The sequence below is a fragment of the Prevotella sp. CAG:592 genome (genome assembly GCF_000436015.1).
GTDB classification, from domain to species: domain Bacteria; phylum Bacteroidota; class Bacteroidia; order Bacteroidales; family Bacteroidaceae; genus Prevotella; species Prevotella pectinovora.
In genome coordinates, this window is sequence record NZ_FR892625.1 from 1 (window position 1) to 11,727 (window position 11,727).

The 11,727-nt window shown below is 50.9% G+C and carries 10 protein-coding genes; 9 read left to right on the forward strand and 1 reads right to left on the reverse strand.

Translation table 11 applies throughout. The features are described 5' to 3' along the window. The 6 genes from QVO99_RS09610 to QVO99_RS09635 all read left to right on the forward strand — a co-directional run. A partial coding sequence (locus tag QVO99_RS09610; RefSeq protein WP_288177137.1) for a hypothetical protein occupies window positions 1–231 on the forward strand: 231 nt, incomplete at its 5' end. Between the two features lie 284 nt (window positions 232–515). Continuing rightward, a complete protein-coding gene (gene surE, locus QVO99_RS09615) occupies window positions 516–1,283 on the forward strand; it encodes a 5'/3'-nucleotidase SurE (protein WP_022317397.1) in 768 nt (255 codons plus the stop codon). A 16-nt stretch (window positions 1,284–1,299) separates the two neighbouring features. Then, the gene (lpxB, locus tag QVO99_RS09620; RefSeq protein ID WP_022317398.1) at window positions 1,300–2,451 is read left to right on the forward strand and encodes a lipid-A-disaccharide synthase; all 1,152 of its coding nucleotides are present in this window, start codon (window positions 1,300–1,302) and stop codon (window positions 2,449–2,451) included. Window positions 2,452–2,480: 29 nt separating this feature from the next. Next, window positions 2,481–3,227, forward strand: a complete 747-nt coding sequence (locus QVO99_RS09625; protein WP_022317399.1) for a peptidylprolyl isomerase — start codon at window positions 2,481–2,483, stop codon at window positions 3,225–3,227. 16 nt (window positions 3,228–3,243) lie between these two features. Next, on the forward strand, window positions 3,244–3,675 hold the full coding sequence (locus QVO99_RS09630) for a Fur family transcriptional regulator (RefSeq protein WP_022317400.1): 432 nt from the start codon (window positions 3,244–3,246) through the stop codon (window positions 3,673–3,675). A 312-nt stretch (window positions 3,676–3,987) separates the two neighbouring features. Continuing rightward, a complete protein-coding gene (locus QVO99_RS09635) occupies window positions 3,988–5,871 on the forward strand; it encodes a heavy metal translocating P-type ATPase (protein WP_022317401.1) in 1,884 nt (627 codons plus the stop codon). Between the two features lie 60 nt (window positions 5,872–5,931). On the opposite strand, the gene hrpB is transcribed toward QVO99_RS09635, so the two are convergent. Further along, window positions 5,932–8,430 carry an ATP-dependent helicase HrpB gene (hrpB, locus tag QVO99_RS09640; protein ID WP_022317402.1) on the reverse strand — a complete coding sequence of 833 codons (2,499 nt, stop codon included), beginning with the start codon at window positions 8,428–8,430 and terminating at the stop codon, window positions 5,932–5,934. Between the two features lie 162 nt (window positions 8,431–8,592). Here hrpB and QVO99_RS09645 point away from each other — a divergent pair, with 162 nt between their 5' ends. The 3 genes from QVO99_RS09645 to QVO99_RS09655 all read left to right on the forward strand — a co-directional run bounded on the left by QVO99_RS09645 (window position 8,593) and on the right by QVO99_RS09655 (window position 11,607). Further along, window positions 8,593–9,891 carry an NCS2 family permease gene (locus QVO99_RS09645; protein WP_022317403.1) on the forward strand — a complete coding sequence of 433 codons (1,299 nt, stop codon included), beginning with the start codon at window positions 8,593–8,595 and terminating at the stop codon, window positions 9,889–9,891. A gap of 151 nt (window positions 9,892–10,042) precedes the next feature. Beyond that, window positions 10,043–10,891 carry an Rpn family recombination-promoting nuclease/putative transposase gene (locus tag QVO99_RS09650; protein WP_022317404.1) on the forward strand — a complete coding sequence of 283 codons (849 nt, stop codon included), beginning with the start codon at window positions 10,043–10,045 and terminating at the stop codon, window positions 10,889–10,891. Window positions 10,892–10,917: 26 nt separating this feature from the next. Beyond that, a complete protein-coding gene (locus QVO99_RS09655; RefSeq protein ID WP_022317405.1) occupies window positions 10,918–11,607 on the forward strand; it encodes a SprT-like domain-containing protein in 690 nt (229 codons plus the stop codon). The last annotated feature ends 120 nt before the right edge of the window (window positions 11,608–11,727 follow it).

The following is an 11,727-nucleotide window of genomic DNA, read 5'->3' on the forward strand; positions in this document are numbered from 1 at the left end:
AAAAAACCAGATGGTCTGACAGTTTTTTTTGCAATTCTTGGTTTTACTGAGAATCAAGCGACATTTACAACTTTTACTCATATCTATCAACATAGATCAATTCCGCCAACGGGTATCCTGAAGATTTCATTATCAACGAAATCGTATTCTCCACTCGGTTTTGATAAAATCATCACGCTCGAAAATGTGAATAAATTATCATTTCTCTCGCTTAATCGGATTTTTGGATAAAATCCTCACGCTCGGAAATGTGAATAAATTATCATTTCTCTCGCTTAATCGGATTTTTGGATAAAATCCTCACGCTCGGAAATGTGAATAAATTATCATTTCTCTCGCTTAATCGGATTTTTGGATAAAATCCTCACGCTCGGAAATGTGAATAAATTTTGCATTATCTTTGGATAAGATAAGCTGCACCTCGGCAATAAAAATGAAAGTCTTTAGCCTTTCATTTTGTATTGCGCTCGGTTTGCATTATCTTTGCAGCAAATAAGTTGCAACTTAGTGTTTTTATGAAGAAAAAAAGACCATTAATCCTAATCTCCAACGACGACGGATTTGCCGCCAAAGGCATAAACAGCCTGCTGGAATACGTCAGGGGATTCGGCGACATCATAGCGTGCGCTCCGGAATCGGCACGATCGGGATTCTCATGCGCCTTCTCATCCGAAAAACCTCTCCGACTCAGACTCGTAAGGGAAGAACCGGGACTGCAGGTGTGGGCATGCAACGGAACACCGGTGGACTGCCTGAAAATCGCCATCGACCAGATATGCGACCGCATGCCGGACATCGTGATAAGCGGCATAAACCACGGCGACAACGCCTCGGTGAACAGCCATTACAGCGGTACGATGGGTGTGGCAAGGGAAGGATGCATGAAGGGAATACCATCCGTGGCATTCTCTCTGTGCAACTATTCACCCGACGCTGACTTCAGCAATACCGCACGACTGATAAAGATCATCACAGGACGAGTGCTGGAGGACGGGCTGCCAAAGAACGTGTGTCTGAACGTGAACTTCCCCGACACTCCCGAGATAAAGGGAACGAAGGTGTGCCGCATGTGCAACGGCATCTGGGAGAAGGAACTGGTGAAGGAAAGACATCCCAGAGGATACGACTACTACTGGATGGTGGGACAGTTCCGCGACACGGAACCGGAAGCGACAGACACCGACGAATGGGCTCTCGCCCACGGATACGCTGCCATAACGCCAACAACGATAGACACTACGGCTTATTCTGCGATGCAGAAAATCAGCGACTGGGACCTGTAACGACAAGGAGGAACGAATGAAATACTATCTTATAGCTGGAGAGGCGAGCGGCGACCTGCATGCCTCAAGACTGATGAGAGCGATAAAGGAGAAAGACCCGCTGGCGGTGTTCAGATTCTTCGGAGGCGACCTTATGGCGGATGTAGGCGGAGCAAGGGTGAAACACTACAAGGAACTGGCATACATGGGATTCATACCCGTATTGCTACACCTGAAGACGATATTCAGGAACATGGCGCTCTGCAAGAGAGACATCGTGGAGTTCGACCCCGACGTGCTCATCCTCATCGACTATCCCGGCTTCAACCTGAGCATCGCCAAATATATTCATGCCAAGACGAGCATACCGGTATACTACTATATCTCACCCAAGATATGGGCATGGAAGGAATACAGAATAAAGAACATACGGCGCGATGTGGACGAGATGTTCTCTATCCTGCCCTTCGAAGTGGATTTCTATGAGAGGAAACACAACTACCCTATCCACTACGTGGGCAACCCTACTGCCGACGAGGTGGCGGAATTCAAGGAGGAATACAAGGAGCCGTTTGCTGATTTCGCTATCAGAAACGAGCTGGACGGCAACAAACCGGTGATAGCCCTGCTCGCCGGAAGCAGAAAACAGGAAATCAAAGACAACCTGCCATACATGATAAGGGCGGCGAAGAGGGTGGCTGGAGACATATACCAGATAGTGATAGCCGGAGCACCAAGCATCTCGCCGGAATACTACGACACCTTCACGAAAGGCGACGACAGCGTGAAAATAGTGTTCGGACAGACTTACCAACTGCTGTCACACTCCCGTGTGGCAGCGGTGACAAGCGGTACGGCAACTCTCGAAACGGCACTTTTCGACGTGCCGCAGGTGGTATGCTACAAGACTCCCATCCCGAAAGTCATCGCCTTCCTCAAGAAGCATCTGCTCAAAGTGAAATATATTTCACTGGTAAACCTCATCGCCAACAAACCGGTGGTGAAGGAACTCGTGGCAGACTCCTTCAGCGAAGAAAACATCGCCAGCGAACTGCAGCAGCTCATCGCCGACGGCGAGCCAAGACAGGCAATGCTCAAGGGATATGCCGGCATCAGAGAATCGCTCGGAGAAAAAAAGGCGGCAGAGAACGCGGCAAACATAATATGGGACCTCGGCATGAGGGACTAGGCAATCAAAAGAAACATAAAGCATATATAATGGCTGACATTAAAATTTCAACAACTTTAGGCGACATCTTCGTGCGCCTCTACGACGAGACCCCAAAACATCGCGACAACTTCATAAAGCTCGCCAAGGAAGGATATTTCGACGGAACTCTGTTTCATCGAGTGATAAAGGATTTCATGATCCAAGGCGGCGACCCCGACAGCAAAGGTGCACCGGCAGGAAAGAATCTGGGAACCGGCGGACCGGACTATACCATACCGGCAGAGTTCGTGTATCCGCAGCTCTTCCATAAGCGTGGTGCGCTGAGCGCCGCCCGTCTCGGCGACGAGGTGAACCCGGAGCGCGAGAGCAGCGGAAGCCAGTTTTATATCGTCTGGGGAAAGACCTACAAGAAATCGGAACTGCAGCAGATGGAAAGACAGATGGAGATGCAGCAGGAACAGACGATATTCAACCAGCTCGCACGCGAAAACCGCGACAAGATAATGGAACTGCGACGCAACCGCGACCGCGCCGGACTGCAGGAACTGCAAGACGAGCTCGTGGCAGAGACCAAGGCCATAAGCATGGAGAAGGGAAAGCCCACATTCACCGACGAGCAGCGTGAGGCATACACCACCATCGGCGGCACACCGTTCCTCGACAACCAATACACCGTTTTCGGCGAAGTGACCGAGGGACTCGACGTAGTGGAGAAGATACAGGCTTGTGAGACATCGCGTGCCGACCGCCCCGTGGAGGACATCAGCATGACGGTGGAAATCGTGGAGGAATAAAAGGAGATATCGTGAGATGACGGCAGAAGAGATAATAACGAAACTTGGACATAAGGGCGTAAAGGCTACTGCAAACAGAATTCTGGTATATCGCATGCTGGAAGAGTCTGACCGCCCCGTCAGCCTTGCCGACATGGAGCGGCTCAACCTGTCGATGGACAAGTCGAGCATCTTCCGTGTGCTCACACTGTTTCTGGAGCACGACGTCGTACACTCGTTCGAAGACGGACGCGGCATCCTCAACTACGAGTTATGCAGAAGTGACGGCAAATGCAGCCAAAGCGACAACCACGTGCATTTCTACTGCGAATCGTGCCAGCGCTCGTTCTGTCTCGACGACATACACATCCACGACATCCCGCTGCCCGACGGATTCTACGCCCACTCCCTGTCATTCGTGGTCAAGGGAGAATGTGCCGAATGCAGACGCAAGAATCATAACCAATAGCCTACTGCCACACACTGACAGCAGAAGGGCATGAAGAATTGCCCACAGACTGCAGGAATATCATAAAGGAATATCATACAGCATTTTCAGCATGCGCCGGGATTCACAAAGTCTCGGCGCATGTCTTTTTTATACTCCATGTCGTCTTTGCAACCCGATTGCAACACAATTGCCATACCTTTGCAAACGAACAAAAGCGATACGGCTATCAGTCAAATACATTCTTTATCCGCATTGCTTACCTTTGATTCCAAACGACAATTCTCGCTTAATGGAAAGCTACAGACTAAGAAAATATTAAAACATATAGATATGGACAAGAAAAAACTCACAAGAATCATACTTACCGCGGTGTTGCTCGTCATTGCCGTGGCAATAGAAAAGACAATGGGGCTCGAGGTGTGGCAACTGCTGCTGGTTTATCTCGTGCCATTCCTTCTCATCGGCTACGACGTAATCGGTGAGGCTATAGAGGGAATAATGGAAGGCGAAGTGTTCGACGAAGACTTCCTGATGTGTATCGCCACCATCGGAGCCCTGCTCATAGGCTTCCTGCCGGGAGCAGAGACTGAATTCCCCGAAGCGGTGTTCGTGATGCTCTTCTTCCAGTTGGGCGAACTATTCGAGCACTACGCCGAGGACAACAGCCGCAAGTCTATCTCACACCTTATGGAGATACGTCCCGACACGGCAAACGTGGTGAGAAACGGCAAGACAAAGGTCGTCAGTCCCGACAGTGTGGCAGTGGGCGAGACAATCATCGTGCGCCCCGGCGAGAAGATACCCCTCGACGGCAAGATAACCGAGGGCGAGACAAGCCTCAACACCATGGCTCTCACCGGCGAGAGCATGCCGAGGAACGCTGGAGTGGGCGAAAGGATATGCTCAGGCTGCGTCAACCTGTCGGGCGTGATAAAGATGATAGTTGAGAAATCTTTCGGTGAATCCACGGTGAGCAAGATTCTCGATCTCGTGGAGAATGCCGGAGAGAACAAGTCGAAGAGCGAGACCTTCATCACCAAATTCGCCCACATATACACTCCGATAGTGGTATACGTGGCATTGGCACTGGCTTTCCTGCCACCGTTCTTATCCGACGACTATCTCTGCGCCCTGCCCGTATGGGTAAACCGTGCGCTGACTTTCCTCGTGGTTTCGTGTCCTTGTGCATTGGTAATCAGCGTTCCGCTCACGTTCTTCGCCGGCATCGGCGGAGCATCCCGACGGGGTATTCTCATCAAGGGCTCCAACTATATGGACACGCTGGCAAAGACCGGTGTGGTGGTGTTCGACAAGACCGGCACGCTGACGAAAGGCAAGTTCGAGGTGGAAGCCATACATCCAAATGATTTCGACGAACGGGAGCTACTGCATCTCGCTGCCCATGTGGAACGCTATTCCACACATCCGATAGCCGTTTCTCTGAAGACGGCGTTCGGCAACGAGGATGACGGTTGCCGCGTGGAGAATGTGGAGGAGATTGCCGGCAAGGGAGTGAAGGCCACAGTGAACGGCAGGACCGTGTATGTGGGCAACTCCAAGCTGATGGAAAGCATCGGTGCCAGGTGGCACCAGTGTCATAAGGTGGGCACCATCGTCCATGTTGCCGTAGACGGCACGTATGCCGGACATATCGTGGTGACCGACGTGATAAAGGATGATGCCAAGGAGACGATAAGCCGCTTGAAGGAAACTGGTGTGGAAAAGACCGTGATGCTCACCGGCGACAGGCACGAGGTGGGCGAATATGTTGGCAAGGAACTTGGCATCGACGAATGCCACACCGAACTGATGCCTGCCGACAAGGTGGAGATGATGGAGAGCGTGATGAAAGGTAAGTCGGCTGACAAGAAGATAGTCTTCGTTGGCGACGGTATCAACGATGCTCCCGTATTGGCACGCGCCGATGTGGGTGTGGCGATGGGAGCCCTCGGCAGCGATGCGGCGATAGAGGCTGCCGACATAGTGATTATGGACGACAAGCCGTCGAAGATAGCTACGGCGATAAGAATAGCACGCCGTACGATAGCCATCGCCATGCAGAACGTGGTGTTTGCGATATTCATCAAACTGCTCGTACTCGTGCTTGCCGCTTTCGGACTGGCTACGATGTGGATGGCGGTGTTTGCTGATGTCGGCGTGACGGTAATTGCCGTGATAAATGCCATGAGGGCATTGAAGGTGAAGCAGATGTAAGATACAACTCCCCCAAACGTTCTAATGACAGTTGGGGGAGTTTTTGTTGTATGCCGATTCTTATTTCTTCACCGCCTTGGCATCCAAAGGATTGTCGGGCCAACAGTGTTTGGGATAGCGGCGCTTCAGTTCTTTTCTCACGTCAAAGTATGTCTCACGCCAGAAGTTGGCAAGGTCTTGAGTGAGCTGCACCGGTTTGAATCCCGGCGAAAGCAGTTCCATGAGCAGCGGTTGTCTGCCGTCGTCCACTGTTGGTGTCTCCGTCATACCGAAACATTCCTGCAGTCTTACGCTCACCACCGGTGCTGCCGATCCCTGACGATAGTCGATGCGTATCCTGCTGCCCGTAGGCACGACGACGTATTCTGGAGCGAGCCGGTCTATCTCCTGCTGCTTGTCGTATGGTATCGTTGCCCAGATGATGTCTCTCAAGTCCAGCTTTTTCATCTCTGTCACAGATGTCATGACTCTGCTGCCTTCAACGAGATACATAGGCAGCCAACTGCCCGCCGTCTGCATCAGGTGTGGAGTTGAGATATCAGGCAGTTCCATGTCTGGATGCCAGGCGGCAACGGCAGCCACACGGTTCTGGAGTCTCACCACATCATCGCTCCAGTCCAGCATGCTCAGTCCGTCTTTCCTCACGGCATCACACACAATCTCCACCACCCTATCCTTGTCGGCATTGTGTATCGGTTTGCTGCCAACGATGAGTTTACCGATTCTCTGCTCCCTTCGCATCACCACCATGCCCTCTTTTGAGTTCCATGAAACATTGTCCAATGAAATTGTCTCCATCTGTTCCACATCAATCGGTGCGGCAAGATATATACGTCCGCCGTTGCTCTGTGAATAGAGAGACGCCACGGCAATCCATTTGCTTGCCGAGAGGGCATCGGTGACAGACAGCGAAGCATTGTCGCCACTGGCAAGCTTGTAGCCTCCCACATCGTCGGTTGCCATCGCCACACGTTCCGGATAGGCATAGGCAATCAGCAGCCCGGCATCGTCGGCATCGATGGCTGCATTGTCTTCGGTAGCTCCTGTCATGCGCTGGTATTCTCGTGATATCATCGCTATGCGCTGCCAGCGGCCTACGTTCCTCTTGCTTCTGCACGAGCGCAGCACTCCTATACGTATCGTAATGTCGGCAGACTCTTCGGCAGTCAGCGGGTCTTTCTCTTCGAGGATAGCGGCGATGTCGCATGCCAGACTTCTCATCTCCTTTGTACGGCATCCCAATATCATCCTTGCCACACGTGGATGACAGGGCATTGCAGCCATCTGTTTTCCAATGGCGGTTAACTTTCCGTCGGCATCCACGGCTCCGAGGAGTTTCAGAAGATGCTGCGCCTTGCCTACGCTGCCTGCTGACGGTGGAGTGATCCATGGCAGCGAAAGGATGTCTCTCTCGCCGAATGCCGCCACCTGCAGCAGCATCGGGGCGAGGTCGGCTTCTTCTATCTCCGGCCGGCGCTGGTCGGCAAGCTGGTTCTCCGTGGCTACGGTCCAGAGACGGTAGCAGGTTCCCGCCGCCACTCGTCCGGCACGTCCCGTTCGCTGCGTCATCATATCCTTGCTTATTGCAACGGTATCAAGATGACTGAGTCCGCTGCGGGCATTGAACACCGGACGGCGACACAGTCCGGCATCCACCACCACTCTCACTCCTTCTATAGTGATTGAGGTCTCTGCCACTGGCGTGGCAAGGACCACCTTTCGCTTTCCCCCGGCAGAGGGGGCTATCGCCCTGTGTTGCGCCTCTGGCGAGAGGTTGCCGTAGAGGGGCATCACGACAGTGGGCAGCAAAGAGTCGCCCAACAGGTCTGTCACTTTCTGTATCTCTGCCTGTCCTGGCAGAAACACCAGTATGTCGCCATCGCTCTCCCTATGCGCCCTGCTCACCATGCGTGCCACGGCAAGCGGAATGTCGGCGTTGCGACGGGAGGATGCCATAGCGATGGTGTCGTCGTCAGCATGGACCACCTCAACCGGGAACATCCTTCCCTGGCTCTCCACCAACGGGGCATGCAATGTATTGCAGAGCGACGTGGCATCAATCGTTGCCGACATCAAGACGAGGCGCAGGTCATCACGAAGGAGAGTCTGCGACTGTCTGACGAGGGCAAGTGCGAGGTCGGAATTGATGCTACGCTCATGAAACTCGTCGAAGATTACTACAGACACCCCGTCGAGCGTAGGGTCATCCACGAGCATACGGAGGAACACCCCCTCAGTTACCACTTCTATGCGCGTTGCCTCAGAGACGCGGCTCTCGAAACGCACTCTATAGCCTACGGTCTTCCCCACGGGTTCTCCCAATATCTCCGCCATGCGTTCGGCAATCTGTCGCGCTGCCAAGCGTCTTGGCTCAAGCATCATTATCTTTCCGGCGGCAGTCCAAGCCATGATGGTAAGTGGCAGGAGTGTGGACTTTCCTGCTCCCGGCGGTGCCGTGACGACGAGAGAATTGTTCTCGTCGAGCGTTCTGTTCACACCTTTGGCAATGTCGGCAGCCGGCAACGTGGCACACCTGGATATTATGTCGTCTATAGTCATCAAGATCATCTTTTATTGTTCTTCTGCATGCAAAAGTAATAGTAATGATTATTGTTTTCAAACTTTTATTGATAATTTTGCACCATCTATATTTATAATCTTTCATCCCCCAAAAACAATAGTCAATTCATGCCAAATAAACAAAAATCAAGAACAACGACAATGTTAGAAAAACTCTTCGGCTTCGATCCAGCGAAGCACAACATCAAGACGGAAGTAATGGCTGGTATCACCACCTTCCTCACGATGGCATACATCCTTGCCGTTAATCCAAGCATTTTTTCGGTCCTCGCCTCCAAGGGCATGGTCACCAATGCCGTGTTCACCTCAACGGCTCTTGCTGCCATAATCGGAACACTGATGATGGCGATATACGCCAAGAAGCCGTTCGGACTCGCTCCCGGCATGGGGCTCAACGCCTTCTTCGTGTTCACCGTGTGTCTCACCATGGGATACTCATGGCAGTTTGCGCTCACGGCGATACTCATCGAGGGACTGATATTCGTGATTCTCACAATGACACGCATACGAACCCTTATCGTTGACTCCATACCGGCTTCAATCAAGCGGGCGATAGGAGCCGGAATCGGCATCTACATAGCGTTTATCGGACTGAAGAATGCGGGCATCATAGTGGAGAGCTCCGCCACTTTCGTCACCATCGGCGACCTGCCTCACGGTTCGGCATTGCTCGGGTCGATAGGCATAGTGCTCACGTCGGTGCTCATTGCCAGACGCGTGCCGGGAGCATTGCTCATCGGAATACTCGCCACATCGCTGATAGGAATCCCGATGGGAATAACGAAATTCCAGGGAATAATGGACACTCCGCCGTCTATAGCACCTGTTTTCTGCCAGTTTGAATTCCACAACATTTTCACCATCGACATGGCCATCGTGGTGTTCACGTTCCTGTTCATCGACATGTTCGACACCATGGGCACGCTTGTCGGCGTATGCACCAAGGCAGGCATGATGAGAAAAGACGGTCGCATTCCTGGTCTGAACAAAGCGTTCATGGCTGATGCCGTGGCGACGATGGCTGGAGCGTGTCTGGGAGCAAGCACCACAACAACTTATGTGGAGAGTGCCGCTGGTGTGGCACAGGGCGGAAGGACCGGACTAACGGCTTTTGCCACGGCTCTCTGCTTCGTCGTGGCTCTCTTCTTCGCTCCCATCTTCCTCGCCATTCCTGCTGCCGCCACCACTCCGGTTCTCGTCATCGTGGGACTCTTCATGCTGTCGCCAATAAAAGACATCGACCTGAACAACTACACCGAAGCCATCCCCGCATTCATCACCATCGTGATGATGCCGCTGTCATACAGCATCTCCGACGGCATTCTATGCGGCATCATAGCATACGTTGCCATAAACATCCTGTGCTGCAACTGGAAGAAGCTCAACCCTACGCTCTATATCCTCGCTGCCTTGTTCGTGATGAAATACATTTTCATTTAACCCCAAACGGGTCAGACGGGCAATTAGGCTTTATATTATAAAGAATTGTGATTGTCTCTATAAATAAAGAACCAAGGAATGACAAAAGTAATTTGCACATTCGGAGTAATTTGCTTAACTTTGTATTGTCACTGATAAAATAATCCGCATTATGGTAGAAAGATACATCAATCCACATACAGACTTTGGATTCAAGAGATTGTTTGGATCAGAATTCAACAAAGAGTTGCTGATAAGTTTTCTCAACGCTTTGTTCCGTGGAGAACAGAACGTGAAGGATGTTACCTACTTGAACTCAGAACAGCTCGGCGACCGCATAGACGCCAGGCGTGCAGTATTCGATGTGTTTTGTGAGAATGACAAAGGCGAAAAATTCATCGTAGAGATGCAAAATGTATATCAGGAGTTCTTCAAAGACCGAACAATATATTATTCAACATTTCCAATACGAGAGCAAGCGCAACGTGGCGGAGATTGGGACTTTCATCTCAATTCCGTATATACGATAGGATTGCTGAACTTCAACTTTGCAGAGGGTTTGCAGAACGCAAAGAGGTGGCATCATGAAGTGAAATTAATGGAAACAGACACCAAAGAGGTCTTCTATGACAAACTAACGTATGTATATGTAGAGATTCCCAAATTCGACAAAACAGAAAATGAACTTGAAACGATGTATGACAAATGGATGTTTGTACTGAAAAACCTCTCATCTCTAATGAAACGTCCCGCCTCGTTACAAGAGCGTGTGTTCACACGTCTGTTTGAACAAGCTGAAATTTCCAAGTTCAACCCACAGGAACTGAAATCATACGAAGATAGTGTAAATGCTTATCGCGACATCGTAAACGCAATAAAAACTGCAGAAAAGAAAAAGTTTGCAGAAGGAAAAGCAGAAGGAAAAGCAGAAATTGCCCGTGCCATGCTTGCAAAAGGAATGGATATGGAAGTGATTTCTGAATTGACAGGAATTTCAATTGGCGAACTTAAGGACTTATAAATCCTCCTTCAAACAACCACAACCGCATGACACCAACCATTCCATTCATCAAGGAGAAATTCGACGAATACAACAGGATGATGTTCGACGGCAAACTGCCCGACATACCCATAAGGCTTAGCAACGCCAAAGGGTTTCTCGGCATGTGCTGCTTCAAGAAGAAACGCAACGGATTGATGGGCAAGGTGGTGAACTACGATTTCGTGCTGCGCATCAACACACGGTTTGACCTGCCGCAGGAAATAGTGGAGGATACTATCATACACGAGATGATACACTACTACATCGCCAGCAACCAACTGAAGGACACGAGTGCCCACGGACGACTGTTCCGCACGATGATGAACGGCATAAACGCCAGATTCGGCAGACATATAGCCATATCACACAAACCAACGGAAACGCAGAAACAGCAGGCAAGGGAAGGCAGACGGTCATGGCATGTGGTGGCTGTGGTGACCTTCACCGACGGACGCACAGGAGTGAAGGTGTTGCCAAGAATCGTGGAACGGATAACCTACTACTACAACAATGTGCTCTCGGCAAAGGATGTATCAGCAATACAGCTCTATATGAGCAATGACACATTCTTCAACCAGTTTCCCAACTCCTCTGCACTCAAGGTCTCGATATGCGAAGAAGAAACTCTTAAGAGTCATCTCGCCGATGCGGAACGCATGGAATGCGACGGCAAAAGAATAATCCGCAACAGATAAGAGCCTCAACGAAACGGCAATAATGACAACTTAGACAACGATAATGACTTGACAAGGCGGCAATGACGACATGACAAGGCAACAACCACAAAAAACTTCCATCATAATCAGGGCTGAACT

Excerpts from the sequence above, each read along its gene's own strand:
- QVO99_RS09655 (WP_022317405.1), top strand. The coding sequence starts at position 10,918 with ATGACACCAACCATTCCATTCATCAAGGAGAAATTCGACGAATACAAC.
- QVO99_RS09635 (WP_022317401.1), top strand. The coding sequence starts at position 3,988 with ATGGACAAGAAAAAACTCACAAGAATCATACTTACCGCGGTGTTGCTC.
- QVO99_RS09650 (WP_022317404.1), top strand. The coding sequence starts at position 10,043 with ATGGTAGAAAGATACATCAATCCACATACAGACTTTGGATTCAAGAGA.
- QVO99_RS09625 (WP_022317399.1), top strand. The coding sequence starts at position 2,481 with ATGGCTGACATTAAAATTTCAACAACTTTAGGCGACATCTTCGTGCGC.
- QVO99_RS09630 (WP_022317400.1), top strand. The coding sequence starts at position 3,244 with ATGACGGCAGAAGAGATAATAACGAAACTTGGACATAAGGGCGTAAAG.
- QVO99_RS09645 (WP_022317403.1), top strand. The coding sequence starts at position 8,593 with ATGTTAGAAAAACTCTTCGGCTTCGATCCAGCGAAGCACAACATCAAG.
- lpxB (WP_022317398.1), top strand. The coding sequence starts at position 1,300 with ATGAAATACTATCTTATAGCTGGAGAGGCGAGCGGCGACCTGCATGCC.
- hrpB (WP_022317402.1), bottom strand. The coding sequence starts at position 8,430 with ATGACTATAGACGACATAATATCCAGGTGTGCCACGTTGCCGGCTGCC.
- surE (WP_022317397.1), top strand. The coding sequence starts at position 516 with ATGAAGAAAAAAAGACCATTAATCCTAATCTCCAACGACGACGGATTT.